Source organism: Isoptericola sp. NPDC058082 (assembly GCF_042885055.1).
Classification (GTDB): Bacteria; Actinomycetota; Actinomycetes; order Actinomycetales; family Cellulomonadaceae; genus Isoptericola.
The window spans coordinates 62,569-84,038 of sequence record NZ_JBHVSQ010000006.1 but is presented as its reverse complement, the minus strand read 5'-3'; the positions used below and the strand labels follow the sequence as shown (position 1 = coordinate 84,038).

The following is a 21,470-nucleotide window of genomic DNA, read 5'->3' as shown; positions in this document are numbered from 1 at the left end:
GGCGGCGCGGGCGCCTCGCTCATACGCTGGAGGCATGACCTCCCGTCTGACGGTGGACGACCTGCTGCTCGCCGAGGCGGTCGCGCGGCACGGCTCCGTGGGCGCCGCGGCGCGCGAGCTGCTCGTCGCGCAGCCGTCCGCGAGCCGCCGCCTGTCCGCCCTGGAGCGCCGCCTCGGCACGCCGCTGTTCGACCGCGACACCACCGGCGCCCGGCCCACCCCGGCCGGACGCGAGCTCGCGCGCCTGGCCGCGCGGCTCCTGGCCGACCTGGACGACCTGCCCGACCAGGTGCTCGCCGCCGTCGCCGCGCCGACCCTGTCGGTCGGCACCATCCAGGCCCTCAGCCCGATGGTGCTCACCGCCGTCGAGCTCGAGCTGCCCGACGTCACGGTCCTGCCGGAGGTGGACCACGGCCCGACCCTGGTGCGGCAGGTGCACGAGGGCTCCCTGGACGCCGCGATCGTCACCGTCGCGGAGCAGATCGTGGTGCCGCGCGGCCTGCAGCGCACCCCGCTGGGCGAGTCGCCACGGGTGGTCGTGCTGCCCGCCGGCGTGGCGCCGCTCGCCGCGGGGCGCCGGCCGTTCGCGGGGCGCACGGTCGTGTACAGCCTCATCGACCTGGCCGGCGAGACCACGCACCGGCGACTCTCGGCCCTGGGCGCCGTCCCGCGCCGCGGCCCCACCACGGAGGCCACGCTCCGCATCGCGCGCGAGCTGAGGTGCCCGGCCCTCGTGCCCGAGCTCACCGCCCGCTGGTACGCCGCGCCCGGCGACCGCGTCGTGCCGTCCCCGGTGCCGGGGGCCGTGCGGGTCACCCTCGTCACCCGGACGCCGCGGCCCGCCGTGCTGGCGGACGCGCTGCCCCGGATCACGGCGCGGGTGCTGGGCGCCGGCGGCGGGGACCGGTAGCGCCGCCCCGGCCGCCCTGCAACGCTCGGGCCGGACGTGGACATGTCCCGGTCGTCACCGTCCCCCGGTCGGAAGGACCGCCCATGCCCACCCGCGAACCGCCGGACCACGAGGGGCGCTTCACCGCGCTCTTCGAGGCCACGCACCGCCCGCTGCTCGCCTACGCGGTGCGACGCGTCGCCGACCCCGCGGACGCCGCCGACGTCGTCGCCGAGGCGTTCCTCGTCGCATGGCGGCGCATCGAGGATGTCCCCGCCGGCACGGACGCGCGCCCGTGGATGTTCGGCGTGGCGCGCCGCGTCCTCGCGAACCACCACCGCGGGACCAGGCGCCGCACCGCCCTGGCGGACCGCCTGCGGGCCGAGGTCGTCGAGGCCGTGCCGCCTCCGTCCGACGACGACGTCAGCGACGTCGAGCAGGCCCTCGCGCGCCTCGGCGACGAGGACCGGGAGCTGCTGCGCCTCGTCGCGTGGGAGCAGCTCGCGCGGGACGAGATCGCGATGGTGCTCGGCGTCTCCCGCGCCGCGGTGCGCGTCCGGCTGCACCGCGCCCGACGGCGGCTGGCCGACCAGCTGGCCGCGCTCGCCGCGGCGGACGGCGTCCCCGGCGTGCGACGCACCGACCGGGCCGCGCAACGCACCGTCCCGGCCGGACAGGTGATCAGCGGGTGGGCACCTGCCCGCCCCGGAACCGAGGAGGCGTGATGAGCGACCTGATGAAGCGGCTGAGCGCCGCGGACCCGGCCCGCCGGGCCCGACTCGACGCCGTGGACGAGGCGGCGTTCGCCGCCCTGCGCGAGGAGATCACCATGACGAGCACCGACGGCGCGACCGCGCCCGCCCTGCCCACCGCCGGCGACCCGCTCCCCCGGCGACGCCGCCTCGGGCGCCGCGGCGCGGTGGCGCTCGGCCTGGCCGGAGTCCTCACCGGGGGCGGCGTGGCCTACGCGGCGATCCAGGCGTTCCAGGGCTCCAGCGGCGAGGGCGTCACCTGCGTGCACGCCTGGACCGCGGACACCGCCGAAGGGCTGGACGTCGACGCCGCCGGCTCGTGGATCACCGGCGACCCGTACGCCGACTGCACCACGCTGCTCGCCGAGGCCGGCCTGCCCCCGATCGAGGACCCCGTCGCCTTCGCGTGGGACGGCCAGACGGTCGTGGCCCCCGCCGGCCAGGTGCCCGAGGGCGTGCAGCGCCTGGAGGGGTCCCAGGCGGTGGGCACCGGCGTCGTCGAGCTGCAGCAGAGCGTCGTCGACCCGGTCGACGGCGGCTGGAGCGAGTGCCGCTCCGTCGCCGAGGGCGCCACCTGGGCCCAGGGGGAGATCGACCGGCTCGGCCTGCAGGACTGGACCGTCGCCTCGGAGGACCCGAGCGGGACCTCGCCGTCGTGCTCCCACCTCGAGGTCAACGTCGGGGAACGCACGCTCACCGTCAGCCCGTCGGAGGACCCGTACCAGAGGCTGTCCGCGCCGGACGCGGACGCGATGATCGGCGCGCTCCGGGACCGGGTGGTGGACGAGTGCCTCCCCGCCGACGAGGCGCGGGCGGTCGCCGACGAGGCGGTCGCGTCGTTCGACTTCGAGGTCCCGACGAGGGAGGTGACCGACGAGTCGGCCGGGTGCTCCCGGGTGGACGTCTTCCTCGGCGGCACCATCGAGGTGACCGTGTACGGGCCGAGCGCGGCCGGCTGACCCGGCCCGACGACCGTGTCCGCAGCGCCGCTGCCGGCTCAGCGCAGCCGGTAGCGGCGCTCGGGGCGCCCCGCGGTGCCGTAGTTGAGGCGCACCGCGGCGCGCCCCGTCGTCGCGAAGTGCTCCAGGTAGCGGCGGGCGCTGACCCGGCTGACGCCGACGGCGTCGGCGCACTCGGTGGCGCTGAGCTCCGCGCCGTCCGCGAGCACGGCCAGCACGGCGTCGGCGGTCTCCTGGCTGAGCCCCTTGGGCAGGGGCTCGCGCGGGGCGGCGGCCTGCGGCGGGCGGGCGAAGACGGCGTCGATGTCCGCCTGGATGTCCGCGCCGGCGTCGTCGTCGAGCCCTTCGAGCGCGACCCGCGCGCGGCGGAACTCCTGGAGGCGCGCCGTGAGGTCGTCGGACGCGAACGGCTTGACGAGGTAGTGCGCCGCCCCGCCCGCCGCCGCGGCGCGCACCGTGTCCGCCTCGCGGGCGGCGGTGATGACGACGACGCCCAGGTCGTGGCCGGCCGCGCGCAGGCGGCGCAGCACCTCGATGCCGCTCATGTCGGGCAGGTGCACGTCGAGCAGCACGAGATCCGGCCGCAGCGCCTCGACGGCGGCGATCGCGTCGGCGCCCGAGTGGGCCTCCCCGACCACGCGGAACCCCGGGACCCGCTCCACGAAGCGGCGGTGGATGGACGCGACCATGAAGTCGTCCTCCACCACCAGCACGTCGAGGCTCACGCCTGCTGCACCTCCTGGTCGGCCCGTCCGGTGCCCGCGACCGACTGCGGCAGCCGGGCGATGAACACGGCACCGCCCTCCCCGGCACGGGCGTCGCCATTGTGCACCGTCACCCTCCCGCCGCGGCGCTGCGCCAGCACGTGCACCAGGGCGAGGCCCACGCCCCGGCCGGTCGCGCCGTGCGGCTTCGTGCTCCACCCGCGCCGGAAGATCTCGTCCGCCTGCTCGGGCGGCACGCCCCGCCCGGTGTCCGCGACCTCGACGAGGACGTCGTGCGCGGGCCCGTCCAGCGCCAGGCGCACCCGGACCATGGCGGGCGCCGCGACGCCGTGCACGTCCGGGCCCGCGGCCCACGCCGCGGCGTCGACGGCGTTGTCCACGAGGTTGCCGAGCACGGTCCCCACGTCCGCGGACAGGTCCGGGTCCAGTCGGGGCAGCGCGCTGCCCGGGTCGACGACGAGCTCCACGTGCCGCTCGTCCGCGAGCGTCGCCTTCGCGATGAGCAGCGCCGCCACCGCCGGGTCGGCGACGCGCGCCGTCACGACGTCGCTCAGGTCGGCCCGGCGCCGCGTGAGGCGCTCGACGAACCGCCCCACCTCGTCGTACTCCCCCAGCTCGATGAGCCCCGAGACGGTGTGCAGCTGGTTGCTGAACTCGTGCGTCTGCGCGCGCAGCGTCTCGGTGACGCTCTCGCGCGCGTGCAGCTCGCTCTGCAGCGCCAGCAGCTCGGTGCGGTCGCGCAGCGTGGTCACCGTGCCGGCCGGGCGGCCGTCGTGCAGCACGCGGCGGCGGTTGAGCACCAGCACCGTGTCGCCCGCGACCAGGACCGCGTCGTGCACCTCGTCGGTGCCGCGCAGCAGGTCGAGGACGGCGGGGTCGAGGCCCAGGTCCTCCAGGCGGCGGCCCGTCGGGTCGGGCGCGTCGCCCGCCCCTGCGACCGGCCCGACGAGGCCGAGCAGCTCGCGGGCGCTGTCGCTCATGAGGCTCACGGCGCCGTCGTCCCCCACGACGACGACCCCCTCGCGGATCGAGCGCAGCACGCCCTCGCGGTGGTCCGCGAGCGCCGCGATCTGCGCCGGCTCCAGGCCGCGCGTGCGCCGCTTCACCAGGCGTGCCAGCAGCCACGACCCGGCGGCCGCGAGCGCGGTGCCGATGCCCAGCACCACGAGCACGTCGCCGCCGGCGTCCGAGAGCCGCTCCGTCAGCGGCGGGTACGGGTCGGCCAGCACGACGACGGCCACCGGCTCGGGCGCGCGCGGCTCCGGCACCGGGTCGCTGCCGCCGTAGACCGGCACCCACGCCGCGATCGAGCTCCCCGCCACGTCGGCGACGTCGCCGCTGCCGGCGCGCGTGGCGGCGTCGTCGGGCAGGTCGAGGCGCTCGCCGGTGCGGGTCGGGTCCGTGGCGACGAGGATGCGTCCCTCGGGGTCGGTGAGGTAGGCGTTGCGGGCGTCGACGTAGGCCGCGCGGGTCTGCAGGTAGAACGCGAGCGCCTGCGTGTCGGGCGCGTCCGCGGCGAGCGACGCCTGCACCGCCGGGATGCCCGCCAGGCCCTCAGCCGCCACCTCGAGCCGGTCCGCGCGGTCGTCGCGGAACTCGGCGTCGGCCTGTCCCAGGAAGACGACGGCGGCCGCGGCGACGACGACGAGCAGCACGGCGAGCTGCAGCGCCAGCACCTGACCGCCGAGCGTCAGGTGGCGCCGGGAGCCCTGCGAGCGTCGTGACCGCAAGTTCCACAACCTCCTTTGGTTGCCCAATGATGACGCGCCCCACGCGTACCTGTGACGATCTCACCCGGGGCACAGCCGCCCCGCAGCACCGACAGTCTGGAGTACCCGGTGTCGACGACGACATCCCGCCGACGACGTGGCGTGCGCGCCGCCGTCGCCGCCGCCCTCGCCGCGACCCTCGTGGCGGTCTCCGCCGCGTGCGGAGTGACGCGCGGCGACGACTCGACCGACCTCGACATGTGGATCCCCAACAGCCCGGGCGGCGGCTACGACCAGACCGGCCGCGCCGCCGTCGGCGTCCTGGACCGCGACGGCATCACCGGCGGCGACATCCAGGTCACCAACATCCTCGGCGCGGGCGGCTCGGTCGCCATGTCGCGGCTCATGGGCGAGGCCGGCAACGAGCGGCTCCTGATGACGCTCGGGCTCGGCGTCGTGGGCTCCACCTACTCGTTCGGAGTGGACGCCCGGCCGCACGACGCGACCCCCATCGCCCAGCTCATCGAGGAGCAGGAGGGCGTGCTGGTCCCCGCGGACTCGCCGTTCGAGACCATCGACGACCTCGTCGCCGCGTGGGAGGACGACCCGGGCTCCGTGGTCGTGGGCGGCGGGTCGTCGCCCGGCGGCCCCGACCACCTGTTCCCCATGCAGCTCGCCAAGGCGACCGGCGTGGACCCGAAAGACCTGCGGTACGTGTCGTACGACGGCGGCGGCCCGCTGACCAGCGCCCTGCTGGGGCACAAGATCCAGGTCGGGTTCTCCGGCCTGGCCGAGTTCGAGGGGCAGATCGAGGCGGGCGAGCTGCGCGTGCTCGCCGTCTCCGGCGACGAGCGCGTCGCCGGGGACGTCCTCGCCGACGTCCCGACCCTCACCGAGTCCGGCATCGACCTCGTCTTCACGAACTGGCGCGGCGTCGTCGCCCCGCCCGGCATCAGCGACGAGGCCCGCGACCGGCTCATCGACTACCTCACCCGCATGCACGACTCGCCCGAGTGGGACCAGGCCCTGGCCGACAACGGCTGGACCGACGCCTTCACCACCGGCGACGACTTCGAGCGGTTCCTGCGCGAGCAGGACGAGCGGGTGTCGACCACCCTGAAGGAGCTGAACCTGCTGTGAGCACCGAGGTGGAGACCCCCGACGCGGGGCCGGCCGGCGAGGATCCACGTGGCCCGGGCACCCCACGCGTCGACGCCGCCCAGTACGGGCTGTCGGCCGTGCTGCTCGTCGTCGGCGCCTACACCGTCTACGACGCTATCCAGCTTGAGGTGGGCTTCGCCGACCCGGTGGGGCCGCGCGTCTTCCCGCTCGTCATCGGCGTGGGGCTGGCGGTGACGAGCGTGCTGCTGGCCGTCGCGACGGCGCGCGGCTCGCGCCCCGAGCCGGAGGCGGGCGAGGACGTCGACGTCACGACCCCGGCCGACTGGCCCACGGTGCTGAAGCTGGTCGGAGTCATCCTGCTGACCGTCGCCACCGTGAGCTGGCTCGGGTGGGCGCTCGCGGGCGCCGTCCTCTTCGCCGGGTCGGCGTGGGCGCTCGGCAGCCGCACGGTGATCCGCGACGTGCTGGTGGGCCTCGTGCTCGCCGTGGCCAGCTGGTACGGCTTCGTCGTCGGGCTGGGCATCCCGCTCACGCCCGGCGTCCTCGACGGGATCCTGTGAGGGGGCGGGACTGATGGAGAACCTCGGACTGCTGTGGGACGGCCTCGGCGCCGCCCTCACCCCCATGAACCTCCTGTACGCCGCGGTGGGCGTGCTGCTCGGCACCTTCGTCGGCGTGCTGCCCGGCATCGGGCCGGCGATGGCGATCGCGCTGCTGCTCCCCGTGACGTTCGGGCTGGAGCCCACGCAGGCGTTCATCATGTTCGCCGGGCTGTACTACGGCGGCATGTACGGCGGGTCGACGACGTCGATCCTGCTCAACACGCCCGGCGAGTCCGCGTCCGTGATGACGGCGCTCGAGGGCAACCTCATGGCGCGGGCCGGGCGGGGCGCGCAGGCGTTGGCGACCGCCGCGGTCGGGTCGTTCGTCGCGGGCACGATCGGCACGCTGCTGGTCGCGATGTTCGCGCCGGCCCTGGCGGACGTCGCCGTGGAGATCGGCGCGCCGTCGTACTTCGCGCTCATGGTGCTGGCGCTCGTCATGACGGCGACGGTGCTGGGCGCGAGCCCGCTGCGCGGCCTCATGTCGCTGTTCGTGGGCCTGACGATCGGCCTGGTGGGCCTCGACCTCAACACCGGGCAGCCGCGCCTGACGTTCGGCGTCACGCAGCTCGTGGACCGGCTCGACATCGTGGTGGTGGCCGTCGGCATCTTCGCGCTCGGCGAGGCCCTGTGGGTCGCGGCGCACCTGCGTCGCAAGCCCGCGCGCGTCGTGCCGGTCGGGCAGCCGTGGCTGGGCCGCGAGGACCTGCGCCGGTCCTGGAAGCCCTGGCTGCGCGGCACGGCGTACGGGTTCCCGTTCGGCGCGCTGCCCGCGGGCGGCGCCGAGCTGCCGACGTTCCTGTCGTTCGTCACCGAGCGCAGCCTGGCGAAGCGCGGCGTCGCCCGCCGGAGGGCGGACGCCAAGGACGAGTTCGGCCGGGGCGCCATCGAGGGCGTCGCGGGGCCGGAGGCCGCGAACAACGCGTCGGCCGCGGGCATGCTCGTGCCGATGCTGGCGCTGGGCCTGCCCGTGACCGCGACGGCGTCGGTGATGCTGTCCGCGCTCCAGGGGTACGGCATCCAGCCCGGCCCGCAGCTCATGACCGAGCACGCGGACATGGTGTGGACGCTGCTCGCCAGCCTGCTGGTCGGCAACCTGCTGCTGCTCGTGCTCAACCTGCCGCTGGCACCGCTGTGGGCGCGGCTGCTGCGCATCCCGCGGCCCCAGCTGTACGCGGGCATCCTGTTCTTCGCCTGCCTGGGCGCCTACGCCACCAACCTCGACCCGTTCGACATCGCCCTGCTGCTGGTGTTCGGCCTGCTCGGCATGGCGATGCGCCGGTTCGGACTCCCCGTGCTGCCGCTCATCCTCGGCGTCATCCTCGGCCCGCTCATGGAGACCAAGCTGCGCGAGGCGCTCACCATCTCCGGCGGCGACCCCGCCATCCTGTGGAGCGAGCCGCTGGCGATCGCCATCTACGCGGTGCTGGCACTGGTCCTGCTGACCCGGCCGCTGCTGTCGCGGTGGCGGTCGCGGACGGAGTCGCGGATCGTCGCGGAGGCGGAGCACACGCAGGAGGCGGACGACGAGACCGTGACCGAAGGGAGCGCCCGATGACCACGACCCCGGGGCAGGAGCAGACCCCGCCCCCCGCCGACGGCTGGGTGGTGGTGGCCTGGACGCCCGACGAGTTCGGTGCCGCCGCGCTGGAGCACGCGATCGCCTGGGCCGCCGAGGGCGGGCGCGGCGTCGCCGTCGTCAACGGCACCCGCGGCGACGCCCTGGTGGACGAGCGGTTCGCCGCCCCCGCCGGGCTCGCCGACCTCGCCGAACGGCTGCGGAGCACCGGGCTGCCGCACGTCGTGCGGCAGGAGATGGGGCGCGACGTCGCGGAGCAGGTGCTCGACGTCGCGGCCGAGCTGTCCGCCCGGCTCGTCGTCGTCGGGCTGCGGCACCGCAGCCCCGTGGGCAAGCTGCTCATGGGCTCCGTCGCGCAGCGCATCCTGCTCACCGCCGAGTGCCCCGTGCTCGCCGTGAAGCCCGGGGAACGCCCCGCCTGACGGCCTGAGATCGGTCATCCGGTGCGAGCTCGGTCCACCTCCGGACCGATCTCGCACCGGATGACGGAACTCGCGCGTAAGTCATCGCCCGGCCGGGACACTACGTCGTGTGAGCACCCCCGACGACGCCGCCGACCGGCGCGAACGACTGTCCGCGCTGTGGAGCGCGCACGCCGTCCGCGTCCAGGCGTACCTGTGGCGGCACACCGACCCGGACACCGCGCAGGACGTGCTCTCCGAGACGTTCCTCGTGGCGTGGCGCCGCCTCGACGACGTCCCCGACCCGGCGCTGCCGTGGCTGCTGGTCGTGGCCCGCAACCTCGTGCGCAACGCCCACCGTGCCGCGCGGCGCCGCCGCACGCTCGACGACGAGCTCGCTTCGCTCGCGGCCTCCGCGCCCCTGCCGGAGGCCGCGCCCGAGGCCCTCGCCGTCGAGCGCGACGCCCTGCTGCGCGGCCTCGCCCGCCTCGGCGAGCGCGAGCGGGAGGCGATCCTCCTCGTCGCGTGGGACGGCCTCGCCCCCGCCGACGCGGCCGACGTCGCCGGGTGCAGCACCGCGACGTTCCACGTCCGGCTGCACCGCGCCCGACGCCGGCTGGCCGCCGACGCCGACCACGCCGACGGTGCCCCCGGCGCGGCCCCCGCCGCCGCGACCACCGCCCTCCGCTCCGCCGCGTCCTCCAGGAGGTCCGCATGAGCACCGCAGGCAGCTCCACCGGTATCGACGAGCGGCTCGCCCGCCTCGCCCCCACCGCGTCCCTCGACCCCGAGCGGCTCGCCGCCGCCCGCGCGGTGCTCGACGACGTGCTCGACGAGACCCTCGACGGCGACCGCGACGGGTCCGGCCCCTCCCGCAGCCGACGCGTCGGGGGCGCGCACGTGCTCGACCTCGACGACGCCCGCGCCCGCCGCGACGCCGCGGACGGTGATGCCCCCCTCCCCCTGGTCGACGACGACCTCGTCGTGCCGCTCGACCGCGGCCGCACCGCGCGCGAGCGCCGCCGTCGGCGCGTGCAGCTCGGCGCCGCCGCGGCCGGCGTCGTCGGCGTCGTCGCCGTCGGGCTGGTGCTGGCACCGCGACCCGCTCCCGGGCCGGCGTCACCCGAGTCGTCGTGCGCCGAGCAGCTCACCGCGTCCCTGCCCGAGCGGTTCGACCTCCACCCGGCCTGGTCGTCGCTCGCCCACGACACCGTCGGCGGGGCGAGCCTGACGATGCTGCGGTCGCCCGAGAAGCTGACCGGATTCTGCGCGGACACGAGTGACGCGGCGGGCTCGACCAGGACGAACACCCTGTGGACCGATCCCGCGCCCACGGCGTCTGCCGGGGAGGTCACGCTCGGCGGGGTCATGGACGACGACTGGTACGTCGCCTGGGGAGATGTCGGCTCGGGGGCCAGGGACGTCCGGCTCCAGGTGGAACCGCCGCGCGACGCCGGAGCCCCGGGCTCCCTGCTCGTCGTCGACACTGTCCGGGACGGCGCCGGCTGGACCGTCATGATGCCCGGCGACCGCGTGCCGACCGACGCCCGCGTCTCGCTGCTCTGGCGGGAGGACGGCACCGCCCGGTCGCTGGCGCTCGACAGCGCCTGGCCCGAGGACGGGGAGCCGGCCACGGCGCTCACCGAGCAGCGTCGTCAGCGGTGCACGGACGGCCCCGACGTCACCGGCCTCCGGCCGCTGATCGAGCGACGCTACGACGACCTCGGGCTCACCGCGATGATGAACGACCGGCGCGAGCTCGTCATGTGCGTCCAGGACGCGTACCCGCCGTACCAGGCCTGGACCGTGACGAACGGCAGGGCCGACGCCGCCCCGGCGCGCGACGTGGCGGCGGTGGAGATCGGCACCTCGACGGACGGCGCCCACGTGCTGACGGGCTTCGCAGGCACGGACGTCGAGCGCGTCGAGCTGGAGACGGAGGACGGCACCGTCGTCCCCGCCGAGCTGTCCGACGGGTACTGGGTCGCATGGAGCACGACCTCTGGCGGCGACATCCTCGACGAGGCACAGCTGGTCTGGTATCTCGACGACGGCTCGCGGCACGAGGACTGAGCGCTAACCTGCCCGGATGTCTCGTTCGGTCCCTGACCTCCGCGCCCTGTCCGACCGGCAGCGCGAGCTGCTGAGCGCCTGGCTGCCGGACGTCGCGGTCAAGGAGGACATGAGCTGGGGACTGGTGGAGACGACCGTCCTCCGCGTGGCCGCGGGCGGGCGGACGCTCGTCGTCAAGGCCGGGGGCGAGCGGGATCACCACATCGCCCGCGAGGTCCGGGCGCACCGGGAGTGGACGGGGCCCTGGCTCGCGGACGCCCTCGACGCACGGGTGGACGCGGACCGGGTGGACGCGGACCGGGTCGGGCGCCTGGTGCGCGCCGACGTCGACGCCAAGCTGCTCGTCACGACGTACCAGCCGGGCCGGCTGGTCCAGGACGACGCGGCCGCCGCCGACCCGGACACCTACGAGCAGGCGGGGCGGCTGCTGGCGGCCCTGCACGGGCAGCTCGCCGTCGAGGACGTCGGCTACGAGGCGAGGGCGAACGCCCGGTCCGAGCGGTGGCTGGGCGGTCCGCACCGGATCGCCCCGGGGGACGTGGCGCGGTTGCGCACGCTGATCCGCTCCTGGCCCACGCCGCCCGCCGTCGTCGTCCCGACGCACGGCGACTGGCAGGCACGCAACTGGCTGGTGGACGACGGTGGCACTGTGCGCGTCATCGACCTCGGCCGCGCGGACCTGCGGCCGGCGATGAGCGACCTCGACCGGCTCGCGTCGCGGGAGTTCCGGCGGTACCCGGGCGCCGAGGAGGCGTTCCTCGCCGGGTACGGGCCCGACCCGCGCGAGCCGGGGGCGTGGTCCCGGTCGCGGGTGCGCGAGGCGATCGGTACCGCGTGCTGGGCGTACCAGGTGGGCGACGACGCGTTCGAGGCGCAGGGCCACCGCCTCGTCGCGGAGGCGCTGGCCGACGCCGGCGGCGCCCGCCCGACGAGCCCCTGATCAGGCCGGACGGGCGCCGCAGGCAGCTCATTGCGGCGCGGTGAGGTGCTCCTCCCACGGCAGCAGGGTGACCGGGTGCGGCGGGTGGTCGGACGCCCTCAGCGTCAGGTCCACGACGGCGGCGCGCACCCGTGCCCAGTCGCCGTCGCCGGGGCCGCCGGGCCCGTCCGACCCCTGCGCGACCTCGAGGATCTGTCGCAGCACCAGGACGGCGCGTGCCCGGTCGACCCGGTCGGCGGTGCCGGGCCGGGTGGCGGCGCGCACGACCTGGGCGGCGAGCGCCGCGCCGCGCGACCCTGGCTCGAGCGGGTCCGACGTCGCCAGGCGCACCGGCACCGGTGCCGCGCGCAGCGACCAGCGCGCGCCGGACGGGTCGTGCGCCACGATGCGCGTCGGGCCGCGGAGCAGCGACGCCACCAGCAGCCCGACGGCGACCAGCACCGTCACGCCGCCGACGGTCAGCACCCAGCCGGCCGTCTGCGGCCCGGCGACGTCGGTGAGCATCAGCACGCCCAACCACACGACCCAGACGGTGGCGCAGCCGAGCGCCACGAGCGCGAAGATCAGGGGCGCGGAGGCGTCCCCGGGGCGTCGGCGTCGAGTGCTCATACCCCTCAGTTGCCGGCCGAGGCCCGATCACTACCTCCGACCTTCGAACCGACGTCTACGCTCAGCCCGTGACACGCCGCGCGCGACGGCTCCTGCCGCCCCTGTGGGTCCCGGCGCTCCTCCTCGTCGTCGCCCTGCCCCTGTCGGGTGCGCTGCCGGCCGCCGAGGCCCGCTCCCTCGCCGCTCTGACCGGGCCGGTGCTGGGCTTCGTCGTCCTGCTCACGGTGGTCGCCGAGCTCTGCGCCGGCGCGGGGCTGTTCGACGCCGTCGCGGACGGCGCCGCCCGGCTCGCCCGCGGGCGGGCCGTGGCGCTCTGGCTCCTCGTGGCCGCGGTCGCGACCGTCTGCACCGTCGTCCTGTCGCTCGACACCACGGCCGTGCTGCTCACCCCGGCCGTCGTGGCCGTCGCCCGCCGCGCCGGCCGCGACCCGCTCCCCCTCGCGCTCACGGTGCTGGCGCTCGCCAACACGGCGTCGCTCCTGCTGCCGGTCTCCAACCTCACCAACCTCATGGCCGCGTCGTCGTTCGACGCCGGGTACCTCGGCGTCATGGTGGCGCCCGCCGTCGCGGTGGTCGTCGTCGTGGTCGCCGCGCTCGCCGTCCTGCACGCGCCCGCCCTGCGCGGCACGTACGCCGTCCCGGAGCCTCGCCGGGCCGCCGACCCGGTGCTGCTGTGGACGGCGGGCGCGGTCGTCGTCCTCATGGGGGCCGGCTTCGCCGCCGGCCTGCCGGTGCTGCCCGTGGCGCTGGGCGCCGCCGTCGCGCTCGGGGCCGCGACGGCGTGGCGCCGGGTGCCGCTCCTCGTCCCCGTGCGCGAGCTGGTGCCGTGGCGCACGGTCGTGGTCACCGCCGGCCTGTTCGCCGTCGTCGGGACGTGGCACGCGCACGGTCTCACCGACCTGCTCGCCCCGCTCGTGGGCACGGGCGACGACGCGGGCGCCCTCGCCCAGGTCGCCGCCGTCGGCGCGGCGTCGGCGAACGCGGTGAACAACCTGCCCGCCTACCTCGCCCTCGCCCCCACCGTGACCGGCGACGACGCCCGGCTGGCGGCCTTGCTCGTCGGCGTCAACGCCGGGCCGCTCGTCACGCCCTGGGCGTCGCTCGCCACGCTGCTGTGGCTCCAGCAGTACCGGCGGCACACGTTCTCCGCGCCGGTGGGCCTGGTGCGCCGCGTCGTCACCCAGGGCGCCGTCGTGGCGCCGCTCGCCGTCGCGGCCGGCGTGCTCGCCCTGGCTGTCGTGGGCTGACGTCCCGGCTGCCGGGGCGGGTACGGTGCCACCGTGCCGACCTCCCCACACCTGACCACCGCCCGCCCGGGCGACCGTCCTGACACGTCCGACGAGGGCCCGCACCGCCAGCTCACCCAACGCTCGACCCCTGCACTGTGGGGCGAGCTGGTCGCCCGAGTGTTCGCGCTCGACGGCGTCGTGGAGGGCCACAGCCAGGTGTCGCCGAAGTCCTCGCGCGCGGTCTTCCTCGCCGGACTCGAGCAGGAGCGGGAGCCGGCGACGAACCTGGCCCCGGGACGTCGCCTCGAGCCCGTGCACCTGCACGGCGTGACCGACACGAGCGTGCACCTGGTGCTGCCGCACGAGCGCGGCGAGGAGCTCGTCGCGCTCGGGTGGGCGGAGCCGCACCAGTACGAGGACTTCGGCACCGAGTACATGGTCTACGGCCCGCGCGACGCCGCGGAGGTCGACGCCGTCGTGTCCGTCGTGGCCGAGAGCATCGCCTTCGCACGGGGCTGAGGCCTCACGCCGGGACGGGCGCGGCGTGTCCGTCGGGGTCCAGGGGTTGTCGTCGCGAGCTCGTCCGGCGCACCCGCCGGCTCAGGAGCGCCAGGCCCGCAGCACCTCGACGAGGAGCGCCTTCTCCGCAGCCTGCACCCGGGCGCGCAGGGCGGGCACGTCGTCGCCGGGGACGACCGGCACCTCGGTCTGCGCGACGACGGGTCCCTCGTCGTAGTCCGCCGTCACCACGTGGACCGTCGCGCCGGAGACCGTGCGGCCCGAGGCCAGGACGGCCTCGTGCACGTGGTCGCCGAACATGCCGGCGCCGCCGAACTCCGGCAGCAGCGCGGGGTGCGTGTTGAGGATCCGCCCCTCGTAGCGTGCGAGGACCCGCGGCCCGAGCTTCTTCATGTACCCGGCGAGCACCACCACGTCGACCTCGGCGCCGTCGAGCGCGGTGAGGACGGCGGCGTCGAGGTCGTCCGCGTCCGGGTGCGTGACACCGCTGAGGTGGGCGGTCGGGACGCCGTGCCGCCGGGCGACGTCGAAGATCCCCGACCGGCTGTTGTTCCCGAGCACGAGGCGCACATCGGCGGCGCCCGACCCCAGGACGTGGTCGGCGGTGCTCCCCGCGCCCGACCCGAGGAGGGCGGCACGGAGCGGGACGGAGGGGCTCGCGGCGGCGGTCACGGCAGGAGCCTGCCAGAGCCCGTCAGGACGTCGCCCACACCCCGAGCTCGTTGCCGCTGGGGTCGAGGAAGTGGAAGCGGCGACCGCCGGGGAACTCGTACGGGCCGTCGACCACCCGGCCGCCCGCGGCCGTCACTCCGGCCAGCGTCGCGTCGAGGTCGTCGGAGTACAGCAGGACGAACGGGCCGCCCCGGGAGACGTCGGCGGCCTCGGCGAGACGCAGCCCGCCCGCCTCCGCCGGCGCCCGCTCCGCGGCCGTGCGGATGCCCGCGTACTGCGGCCCGTAGGCGACGAACTCCCAGCCGAAGGCCGCGGCGTAGAACTCCTGGGCCGCCGCGAGGTCGGTCACCGGCAGCTCGAGGTAGTCGATGGTGTGGTGGACGCCGTGCGCGTGCTCGCTCATCCCGGCAGCATGGCGCGGCCCTCCGACACCCGTTCCCCGTCCGCCGGCCGGTAGAGTCGCCCGATGCTCAGAACCCTGCGGCGGGCGCTCGCCGGCACCTACTGGCGGCTCAGCCGCTGGACCCTGCGCAGCGAGCCGGCCCCGGCGCAGCCGGGTGTGCTGGTGGGCGCGCCGCACACGTCCAACTGGGACTTCGTGCTCATGCTCGCCATCGCGTGGCGGCTCGGGCTGGACGTGCGCTGGCTGGGCAAGCACACCCTGTTCGCCGGTTGGCGCGGGCCGCTCATGCGCGCGCTCGGCGGTATCCCCGTGGACCGTCGCGACCCCAGCCGGGTGGTGGACGACGTGCTCGCCCACGTCCGTGCCGGGGAGGTGTTCCACCTCGTCGTCACGCCCGAGGGCACGCGGTCGGGCGACGGGTGGAAGTCGGGCTTCTACCGCATCGCCCGGGCCGCGGACCTGCCCGTGACGCTCGGGTACGTCGACCGCACCACGATGACGACGGGCCTCGGCCCCACCCTCCGCCTCACCGGCGACGTGCGCGCCGACATGGACGACATCCGCGCGTTCTACGCGGACAAGGCGGGCCTGCGCCCGGCGCTGCGCACCGAGCCGCGGCTGGCCGACGAGGACCGGCAGGGCTGACGCCCTCTCGACGCGTCAGCCGCGCGCCGCGTGGTCGTACGCGCCGGCGGCAAGGTCCTCCAGCAGCGTCGGGCCGACCGGCTCCCAGCCCAGCAGCTCGCGCGTCAGGGCGCTCGACGCGACGGCGTCCATGCCCCAGAACCGGCTGAGCCAGCCGAAGTGCTCGGCCGCGTCCGCCGGGTCGACGGACACCGCCGGCACCCCCACGACCCTGCCGATCGCCTCGGCGATCTCGCGGGACGGGACGCCCTCCTCCGCCACGGCGTGCACCGCGGAGCCCGCGGGCGCCTTGTCGACGGCGAGGGCGACCGCGCGCCCGGCGTCGCCGACGTGCACCGCGGGCCACCGGGCCGAGCCGTCCCCGACGTACCCGGAGACGCCGCGCTCGCGCGCCGTCCGCACGAGCGTCGCGGTGAAGCCGTGGTCGCCGGTGCCGTGCACGGTCGCCGGGAACCGGAGCGCCACCGGCCGGACCCCTCGCTCCGCGGCGTCGAGCGCCACACCCTCGGAGCCGCCGCGCGGCGCGTCCGGGCCGGTGAAGGCCGACGCGTCGTGCTCGGTGAGCACGACGCCCGGCCGCCCGACGACGCCGGACGCGACCAGCAGGCCGCGCCCGCTGTCAGCGAGCTCGTCGACGAACGCCTGGACGACGGCCCGTTCGGTACGGCCCGCGGCCTCGTAGTCGGCGAAGTCGTGCTTGAACGCCAGGTGGACGACCGCGTCGGCGTCGCGGGCGGCGGCCCGCAGCACCTCCAGGTCGTCGAGCCCGCCACGGACGGCGGTGGCGCCCAGCTCCTCGACCCGGCGGGCCGACGCGCCGGAGCGGGCGAGCCCGAGGACGTCGTGCCCGGCGGCGAGGAGGTGGGGGACGGTGGCGGAGCCGATCCAGCCGGAGGCTCCGGTGACGAAGACGCGCATGGGTTCTCCTCTCGTGGGCCGTGCCGCGGCCCGTGATGTCAGTTGCTGACATCACTCACGGTACACCTGATGTCAGGGACCGTCATCACTAGACTGTCCCGCATGGCCCGATGGGAACCCGACGCGCGCGGGCGCATGACGCGCGCCGCGCTCGACCTCTACGCCGTGCAGGGGTTCGAGCAGACGACGACCGCCCAGATCGCCGAGCGCGCCGGCGTCACCGAGCGCACGTACTTCCGGCACTTCGCCGACAAGCGCGAGGTGCTGTTCGACGGCTCCCACGAGCTCGAGGCGGCCGTCGAGGCCGCCATCGCCGCCGCGCCCGACGCCGACGAGCCGCTCGACGTCGTCGGCGAGGCCGTCGCCACCGCCGTCGAGGTGCTCGAGGAGCGCCGCGAGTTCGCCGCCCGCCGCGCCGCCGTCGTCGCCGCGACCCCGCGCCTGCAGGAGCGGGAGCTCCTCAAGCTCGCCGCGCTGCGCGACGCCGCCGCGGCAGCACTGCGCGGCCGCGGCGTCCCCGAACCGGACGCCTCGATGGTCGCCGAGGCCGGGGTGGCGGCGTTCCGGGTCGGGTTCCAGGCCTGGATCGCCTCCGGGCAGTCCCGACCGGTCACCGACGAGGTGCGGTCCGCCCTCGCGGCCCTGCGCGCGCAGGCGCGGGGCTAGGCTCGCCGTCGTGCCCGCGACCGGAAACCCGCCCTCCGTCCCCTCCGGTGCGCTGCCCGACGGCGTCACCCTGCGCCTCCTGGACGAGGACGACGGACCGGCGCTCGCGGCGGCGTACTCCCGCAACCGGGCTCACCTGGAGCCGTGGGAGCCGGTGCGTCCGCCGGAGTTCTACGACGCCGACCGGCAGGCCGGGCTCGTCGCGACGGAGCTGCGGTCGCACGAGGACGGCCGGTCGGTGCCGCTCGTCCTGGTGCGTGCCGGCGAGATCGTCGGCCGCGTGAACCTGTCCGACATCGTGCTCGGCGCGTTCCGCAACACCCATCTGGGCTACTGGGTCGACGCCTCGCTCGCCGGGCGCGGCGTCATGACCGCGGCGGTCGACGCCGCGTGCGCGCACGCCCGCGACGACCTGGGCCTGCACCGCGTCCAGGCGGCGACGCTGCTGCACAACACGGCGTCACAGAAGGTGCTCGCGCGCACCGGGTTCGACCGCATCGGCACCGCGCCGTCCTACCTCCGGATCGCCGGCCGTTGGCAGGACCACGCCCTCTTCCAGCGCATCCTCCACGACTGACCTCCGTCGACGGCGCACCACGAGAGCGACGACGCCGCCCCCCGCGGCGAGGACCAGCACCACCACGCCGGCCCCGGCGGCCGTCGCGAGCCCTGCCCGGTCCGACGCCGCGGCCGCATGCTCGGCGGCGGCATCGAGGTCGCCGGCAGCGAGGTCGCCCCGCGCCCGCTCGGCCGCCCGGTCGACGCCGAGCACCAGCGCCCCCAGCTCCGTCACCGGGTCGCGGTCGGCGTCGGACGCCTCGACGGCCGCGCCGACGCTCGTCGTCACCTCGGCGGCCCGCGGCAGCAGGGTGGCGAGCTCCGCGTACGCGTCGGCGTCGGACGCCTCCTCGTACGCCGCGCGCACCGCCGCCGGCGCGTCCAGCCCGGCCCGCTCGGCCGCTGACTGCACGGCCCCGGCGTCCTGCGCCGCGCCGTCGAGCGCGGACCGCACGTCCTTCGCCTCGTCGAACTCCCAGCGGGTCATGGCCGTGCGCAGCCCGAGCGGAGGCGCCCAGCCGCCGTCGGCCTCGTCCAGGGCCGCGTACGCCTTCCGCGCGGCGGCCCGGGGCTTCAGCGCGGCCTTCTGCTCGGCGTCGAGCACCCACGTGCGCAGCACCTTCGGCGCGCCGGAGACGTCGCCCCGCTCCTCCACCAGGTCGAGGAAGCGCCGCCAGTCGGTCCGGCCGCCGTTCTCCTCCATGGAGCCCGGGCGCTCGTACGCGCTCTCCCCCGCCTGGGCCGCCGAGACCACGGCCGTGAACGCGTCGTCGTCGAGCCCGCCCAGCAGCTTCCGCACCACGGTGTACGACGCCGCGTACCCGTACTGCTCGGCGTCCGCGTCCAGCTCGCCCGGGTGCGCGTCCCAGTCCGAGAGAGGCACGGCGACGTCGGCGTGGCGGTCGGGCGCCGACCACGGGTCGCTCGACGCGCCCGTCCGCTCGACGACCCGCTGTGCCACCACCTCCGTCACGCCCTCGGACAGCCACCGCTCGGTGAGGCGGTCCGGGTTGAGCCAGGCGTGCCCGAGCTCGTGGTAGAGCGTCGCCGGGTCGAGGTCCTCCGGGATGACGATCTCGTCCTTGTCCGGGTCGAACCACGCGTACCCGAGCACCTTGGGCGACACGTCCTCGCGGATCGTGTCGAGCCCGCCCGGCCACGGCCGCCCGACGAGGTCCTCCAGCACGGGCAGGCCCTGCTGCAGCCGCTTCCCCACGAACGCCGTCCACTTCTCGTCGCCCGGGAAGCTCTGCAGGGTGAGGGTGGTGCCGCCCACCTCGACGACCTTCTCGTCCGCCTTCTCCGGGTCGCGCGCCGAGACGACCGCCCAGATCCCGTCCTTGTCGGTGTTCTCCGTGGCCGTGTACGTGGTGGTCTTCCCGGAGCGCTCCTGCGTGAACACGTCGGACGTCGCGTCGAACGTCATCGACGCCGGCAGCACCACCTCGACCGTCGTCCGGCCAGTGTCCCCCACGCCCGACGCCGCGAAGGTCGCGAAGCCGTCGCCCACCCGCGTGTAGTCCTTCGAGCGCACCGGCTCGCCCGGCACGACGAAGCTCCACTCGATGGTGCGCGTCTGCCCGTACCGCAGCGGTGCGAACGTCGTCACCGCGTACCGGGTGCTCGGGTCCTCGGTCGCCTCCAGCCGCACCGGCAGCGAGGCACCGCCGCTCGTCGCGCGCACGTCCTCCGCCCCCGCCGGCACGGCGATGGAGTACGACGTGAAGTAGTAGTACGTCAGCCCGCGGTCGGGCGTGACGTTGCCGATGGTGGTGGTCGACGTCGCCCGCACCTCGGTGTCCTTCGCCCGCAGCACGTACCGGCTGTGGGACTCCTCCGTGAGCCCTTCGTCGGCGACGGCGGCGGGGCCCGCCAGCAGCAGGGCGCCGGCCAGCCCGACGCCGAGCAGACCGGGCAGCAGGTGCGGCGCGGCACGTCGGCGAGGCGCGGGCGAGGGGATCATCGCGCGCATCCTTGCGCCTGCCGTCGGCACGCCGCAAGCCCGCCCGGGTGCGCGACGTCGCCCCGTGCGGTAGACCGGAACCCGTCGGGCCGCGGAGGGGGACGCCATGGGTACTGACAGCACAGGTGCCGGCGACGGTTCCGCCGGCGCGGACGCCGGCTCACTCACCATCGCCCTGCTCACGGCGTGCTCGGAACCCGACCTCGGCATCCGCTCCCGCATCGTGCAGGAGCTGCTCGACGAGGCGAGCACCGACCCCCGGCTCGCGCGCGAGGTGATCACCACCATGCTCACGGCGTCGGTGATGTCCCTGCGTGCCTACACGGACGCGACGCGGCGCGACCCGCACGACGTCCTGCGCGCCCTCGGCACCAGCTGGTCGCAGCGCTCACTGAGCGCCTGAGCCGCACGGGATCCTGCCGCCGCGGCCCGCCGGGGGAGTCGACGGGCGCGCGGCGGCAAGCTAGTCGTGCACCACCGTCACGGCGCACGGCGCGTGGCGCACGATCCGGTCGGGACCGCCGCGCACGCGGCCGACCTGCAGCGAGGCGGCACGGCCGCCGGTCACCACCAGGTCGTCCGACCGCAGCGCGGCGAGCAGCGCGCCCGGCGCGACACCCCCGCGCGTCTCGACCGTCCAGCCGACGGCGGGGTACTTCTCGCCCCACCGCGCGACCCGGGCCTCGAGGTCGGCCCGCGCCTCGGCGCGCAGCCGTTCCAGCCACCCGAGGTCGCCGTCGGTGGCGCCCGCGAACATCCCCTCGTCGGCGGAGTGCGCCGCCGTCAGGGACACACCGGCGCGGTCGGCCTCGTCGAACCCTGCCTCGAGCACGCGGTCGGAGGCCTCGCGAGGGTCGACGGCGACGACCACGCGGCGCGGCTCCTGGGCGCGGGCGGCCCGCGGGACGACGACCACCGTGCCGGGGGCCAGCGCCGCCACGGCGGACGAGATCGAGCCCATGGGCACGCGGTCGAACGTGCCGACGCCCCGGCGTCCCACCACGACGACGGCGCCGCGCCGGGCGTGGTGCACGAGGACGGCGCAGGCGTCGCCGCGCACGGCCACGAACTCGACCGCGCCGGGCGACGTGCCGAGCGTCCGCGCCGCCGTCGTGCGCTCGAACCTGACCCGGGACCGCGCGACCAGCGCCTCCGCCTCGGCCCGCGGATCCGGCCCGCGGGACCCTGCGGTCACCGCCCCGAGACCGACCGGCTGGGCGTAGGCGTGCACGACGACGAGGCGCGCCGCCAGGCGCAGTGCCTCGCCCGCCGCCCACGCCATCGCGTGGTAGCCGCCCTCCGAGCCGTCGACACCCACGACGACGTCCCGGGCCGGGCCTTCCACGCTGCTGATCGCCATGTCGTCCTCCTCCGACCGCACCAGTGGGCCACGCGCGCCGGGCCGCGCGGCAGTGCCGAACGCCCCGTCGGACGGGCCGAAGGTCCCGATCGGGACGACCGGGACAACGGGCGGGCACCCGTCGGTGCTTCTAGCGTGTGTGACGTGAGTCCGCGGCAGGGTCGCCGGGAGCGGGAC

The 21,470-nt window shown here is 76.2% G+C and carries 24 protein-coding genes; 16 read left to right on the top strand and 8 right to left on the bottom strand.

Features of this window, described 5'->3' with window-relative positions:
- Positions 1-34 precede the first annotated feature (34 nt).
- The 3 genes from ACFVS0_RS10455 (at position 35) to ACFVS0_RS10445 (ending at position 2,600) form a co-directional block, all read left to right on the top strand.
- Positions 35-910, top strand: a complete 876-nt coding sequence (locus ACFVS0_RS10455; RefSeq protein ID WP_430587907.1) for a LysR family transcriptional regulator — start codon at positions 35-37, stop codon at positions 908-910.
- Positions 911-993: 83 nt separating this feature from the next.
- Positions 994-1,614 carry an RNA polymerase sigma factor gene (locus tag ACFVS0_RS10450; protein WP_430587906.1) on the top strand — a complete coding sequence of 207 codons (621 nt, stop codon included), beginning with the start codon at positions 994-996 and terminating at the stop codon, positions 1,612-1,614.
- A complete protein-coding gene (locus ACFVS0_RS10445) occupies positions 1,614-2,600 on the top strand; it encodes a hypothetical protein (protein WP_430587905.1) in 987 nt (328 codons plus the stop codon). Before ACFVS0_RS10450 ends, ACFVS0_RS10445 begins: the two co-directional genes overlap by 1 nt.
- 38 nt (positions 2,601-2,638) lie before the next feature.
- Here ACFVS0_RS10445 and ACFVS0_RS10440 read toward each other — a convergent pair whose 3' ends face one another.
- Positions 2,639-3,325 carry a response regulator gene (locus ACFVS0_RS10440; protein WP_430551430.1) on the bottom strand — a complete coding sequence of 229 codons (687 nt, stop codon included), beginning with the start codon at positions 3,323-3,325 and terminating at the stop codon, positions 2,639-2,641.
- Positions 3,322-5,055 (bottom strand): sensor histidine kinase, encoded by a 1,734-nt coding sequence (locus tag ACFVS0_RS10435; protein WP_430563354.1) that lies wholly within the window; start codon positions 5,053-5,055, stop codon positions 3,322-3,324. Before ACFVS0_RS10435 ends, ACFVS0_RS10440 begins: the two co-directional genes overlap by 4 nt.
- 141 nt (positions 5,056-5,196) lie before the next feature.
- Between ACFVS0_RS10435 and ACFVS0_RS10430 the strand changes: the two genes are divergently transcribed.
- The 7 genes from ACFVS0_RS10430 (at position 5,197) to ACFVS0_RS10400 (ending at position 11,751) form a co-directional block, all read left to right on the top strand.
- Positions 5,197-6,174, top strand: a complete 978-nt coding sequence (locus ACFVS0_RS10430) for a Bug family tripartite tricarboxylate transporter substrate binding protein (RefSeq protein ID WP_430551432.1) — start codon at positions 5,197-5,199, stop codon at positions 6,172-6,174.
- Positions 6,171-6,716 (top strand): tripartite tricarboxylate transporter TctB family protein, encoded by a 546-nt coding sequence (locus ACFVS0_RS10425; protein WP_430587904.1) that lies wholly within the window; start codon positions 6,171-6,173, stop codon positions 6,714-6,716. Before ACFVS0_RS10430 ends, ACFVS0_RS10425 begins: the two co-directional genes overlap by 4 nt.
- Before the next feature lie 13 nt (positions 6,717-6,729).
- Positions 6,730-8,316: a tripartite tricarboxylate transporter permease gene (locus ACFVS0_RS10420; RefSeq protein ID WP_430563357.1), complete on the top strand. Its 1,587-nt coding sequence runs from the start codon at positions 6,730-6,732 to the stop codon at positions 8,314-8,316.
- Positions 8,313-8,759, top strand: a complete 447-nt coding sequence (locus ACFVS0_RS10415) for a universal stress protein (protein WP_430587903.1) — start codon at positions 8,313-8,315, stop codon at positions 8,757-8,759. The genes ACFVS0_RS10420 and ACFVS0_RS10415 overlap by 4 nt, the downstream gene beginning before the upstream one ends.
- A 109-nt stretch (positions 8,760-8,868) precedes the next feature.
- Entirely contained in the window at positions 8,869-9,456 is a 588-nt protein-coding gene (locus ACFVS0_RS10410) for an RNA polymerase sigma factor (RefSeq protein WP_430551436.1), read from the top strand.
- A complete protein-coding gene (locus ACFVS0_RS10405; protein ID WP_430587902.1) occupies positions 9,453-10,811 on the top strand; it encodes a hypothetical protein in 1,359 nt (452 codons plus the stop codon). The genes ACFVS0_RS10410 and ACFVS0_RS10405 overlap by 4 nt, the downstream gene beginning before the upstream one ends.
- 16 nt (positions 10,812-10,827) lie before the next feature.
- Positions 10,828-11,751 (top strand): phosphotransferase family protein, encoded by a 924-nt coding sequence (locus ACFVS0_RS10400; protein ID WP_430587901.1) that lies wholly within the window; start codon positions 10,828-10,830, stop codon positions 11,749-11,751.
- Between the two features lie 27 nt (positions 11,752-11,778).
- Here ACFVS0_RS10400 and ACFVS0_RS10395 read toward each other — a convergent pair whose 3' ends face one another.
- On the bottom strand, positions 11,779-12,360 hold the full coding sequence (locus tag ACFVS0_RS10395) for a hypothetical protein (RefSeq protein WP_430551439.1): 582 nt from the start codon (positions 12,358-12,360) through the stop codon (positions 11,779-11,781).
- A gap of 68 nt (positions 12,361-12,428) precedes the next feature.
- Between ACFVS0_RS10395 and ACFVS0_RS10390 the strand changes: the two genes are divergently transcribed.
- Positions 12,429-13,607 (top strand): SLC13 family permease, encoded by a 1,179-nt coding sequence (locus ACFVS0_RS10390; RefSeq protein ID WP_430587900.1) that lies wholly within the window; start codon positions 12,429-12,431, stop codon positions 13,605-13,607.
- 33 nt (positions 13,608-13,640) lie between these two features.
- Positions 13,641-14,108 (top strand): luciferase family protein, encoded by a 468-nt coding sequence (locus ACFVS0_RS10385; RefSeq protein ID WP_430585222.1) that lies wholly within the window; start codon positions 13,641-13,643, stop codon positions 14,106-14,108.
- An 81-nt stretch (positions 14,109-14,189) separates the two neighbouring features.
- On the opposite strand, the gene ACFVS0_RS10380 is transcribed toward ACFVS0_RS10385, so the two are convergent.
- Entirely contained in the window at positions 14,190-14,780 is a 591-nt protein-coding gene (locus ACFVS0_RS10380; RefSeq protein ID WP_430587899.1) for a phosphoribosylglycinamide formyltransferase, read from the bottom strand.
- A 22-nt stretch (positions 14,781-14,802) separates the two neighbouring features.
- The gene (locus tag ACFVS0_RS10375) at positions 14,803-15,183 is read right to left on the bottom strand and encodes a VOC family protein (protein WP_430587898.1); all 381 of its coding nucleotides are present in this window, start codon (positions 15,181-15,183) and stop codon (positions 14,803-14,805) included.
- 63 nt (positions 15,184-15,246) lie between these two features.
- Here ACFVS0_RS10375 and ACFVS0_RS10370 point away from each other — a divergent pair, with 63 nt between their 5' ends.
- Entirely contained in the window at positions 15,247-15,828 is a 582-nt protein-coding gene (locus tag ACFVS0_RS10370) for a 1-acyl-sn-glycerol-3-phosphate acyltransferase (RefSeq protein ID WP_430587897.1), read from the top strand.
- 15 nt (positions 15,829-15,843) lie between these two features.
- On the opposite strand, the gene ACFVS0_RS10365 is transcribed toward ACFVS0_RS10370, so the two are convergent.
- A complete protein-coding gene (locus ACFVS0_RS10365; protein ID WP_430587896.1) occupies positions 15,844-16,746 on the bottom strand; it encodes an SDR family oxidoreductase in 903 nt (300 codons plus the stop codon).
- A 102-nt stretch (positions 16,747-16,848) separates the two neighbouring features.
- Between ACFVS0_RS10365 and ACFVS0_RS10360 the strand changes: the two genes are divergently transcribed.
- Both ACFVS0_RS10360 and ACFVS0_RS10355 read left to right on the top strand, forming a co-directional pair.
- Positions 16,849-17,412 carry a TetR/AcrR family transcriptional regulator gene (locus ACFVS0_RS10360; protein WP_430587895.1) on the top strand — a complete coding sequence of 188 codons (564 nt, stop codon included), beginning with the start codon at positions 16,849-16,851 and terminating at the stop codon, positions 17,410-17,412.
- A 10-nt stretch (positions 17,413-17,422) separates the two neighbouring features.
- Positions 17,423-17,989, top strand: coding sequence for a GNAT family N-acetyltransferase (locus ACFVS0_RS10355; protein ID WP_430587894.1), 567 nt, complete (start codon positions 17,423-17,425; stop codon positions 17,987-17,989).
- Here ACFVS0_RS10355 and ACFVS0_RS10350 read toward each other — a convergent pair.
- On the bottom strand, positions 17,873-19,933 hold the full coding sequence (locus tag ACFVS0_RS10350) for a hypothetical protein (RefSeq protein ID WP_430587893.1): 2,061 nt from the start codon (positions 19,931-19,933) through the stop codon (positions 17,873-17,875). The genes ACFVS0_RS10355 and ACFVS0_RS10350 overlap by 117 nt on opposite strands.
- Before the next feature lie 106 nt (positions 19,934-20,039).
- Here ACFVS0_RS10350 and ACFVS0_RS10345 point away from each other — a divergent pair, with 106 nt between their 5' ends.
- The gene (locus tag ACFVS0_RS10345; RefSeq protein WP_430587892.1) at positions 20,040-20,336 is read left to right on the top strand and encodes a hypothetical protein; all 297 of its coding nucleotides are present in this window, start codon (positions 20,040-20,042) and stop codon (positions 20,334-20,336) included.
- Between the two features lie 60 nt (positions 20,337-20,396).
- On the opposite strand, the gene ACFVS0_RS10340 is transcribed toward ACFVS0_RS10345, so the two are convergent.
- Positions 20,397-21,293 (bottom strand): universal stress protein, encoded by an 897-nt coding sequence (locus tag ACFVS0_RS10340; protein ID WP_430587891.1) that lies wholly within the window; start codon positions 21,291-21,293, stop codon positions 20,397-20,399.
- Positions 21,294-21,470: the final 177 nt, after the last annotated feature.

What these genes read in the sequence shown, in the direction of transcription:
- ACFVS0_RS10455 (WP_430587907.1), top strand. Translation starts at nt 35, where the DNA reads ATGACCTCCCGTCTGACGGTGGACGACCTGCTGCTCGCCGAGGCGGTC.
- ACFVS0_RS10450 (WP_430587906.1), top strand. Translation starts at nt 994, where the DNA reads ATGCCCACCCGCGAACCGCCGGACCACGAGGGGCGCTTCACCGCGCTC.
- ACFVS0_RS10445 (WP_430587905.1), top strand. Translation starts at nt 1,614, where the DNA reads ATGAGCGACCTGATGAAGCGGCTGAGCGCCGCGGACCCGGCCCGCCGG.
- ACFVS0_RS10420 (WP_430563357.1), top strand. Translation starts at nt 6,730, where the DNA reads ATGGAGAACCTCGGACTGCTGTGGGACGGCCTCGGCGCCGCCCTCACC.
- ACFVS0_RS10415 (WP_430587903.1), top strand. Translation starts at nt 8,313, where the DNA reads ATGACCACGACCCCGGGGCAGGAGCAGACCCCGCCCCCCGCCGACGGC.
- ACFVS0_RS10405 (WP_430587902.1), top strand. Translation starts at nt 9,453, where the DNA reads ATGAGCACCGCAGGCAGCTCCACCGGTATCGACGAGCGGCTCGCCCGC.
- ACFVS0_RS10400 (WP_430587901.1), top strand. Translation starts at nt 10,828, where the DNA reads ATGTCTCGTTCGGTCCCTGACCTCCGCGCCCTGTCCGACCGGCAGCGC.
- ACFVS0_RS10395 (WP_430551439.1), bottom strand. Translation starts at nt 12,360, where the DNA reads ATGAGCACTCGACGCCGACGCCCCGGGGACGCCTCCGCGCCCCTGATC.
- ACFVS0_RS10375 (WP_430587898.1), bottom strand. Translation starts at nt 15,183, where the DNA reads ATGAGCGAGCACGCGCACGGCGTCCACCACACCATCGACTACCTCGAG.
- ACFVS0_RS10370 (WP_430587897.1), top strand. Translation starts at nt 15,247, where the DNA reads ATGCTCAGAACCCTGCGGCGGGCGCTCGCCGGCACCTACTGGCGGCTC.
- ACFVS0_RS10365 (WP_430587896.1), bottom strand. Translation starts at nt 16,746, where the DNA reads ATGCGCGTCTTCGTCACCGGAGCCTCCGGCTGGATCGGCTCCGCCACC.
- ACFVS0_RS10360 (WP_430587895.1), top strand. Translation starts at nt 16,849, where the DNA reads ATGGCCCGATGGGAACCCGACGCGCGCGGGCGCATGACGCGCGCCGCG.
- ACFVS0_RS10350 (WP_430587893.1), bottom strand. Translation starts at nt 19,933, where the DNA reads ATGATCCCCTCGCCCGCGCCTCGCCGACGTGCCGCGCCGCACCTGCTG.
- ACFVS0_RS10345 (WP_430587892.1), top strand. Translation starts at nt 20,040, where the DNA reads ATGGGTACTGACAGCACAGGTGCCGGCGACGGTTCCGCCGGCGCGGAC.
- ACFVS0_RS10340 (WP_430587891.1), bottom strand. Translation starts at nt 21,293, where the DNA reads ATGGCGATCAGCAGCGTGGAAGGCCCGGCCCGGGACGTCGTCGTGGGT.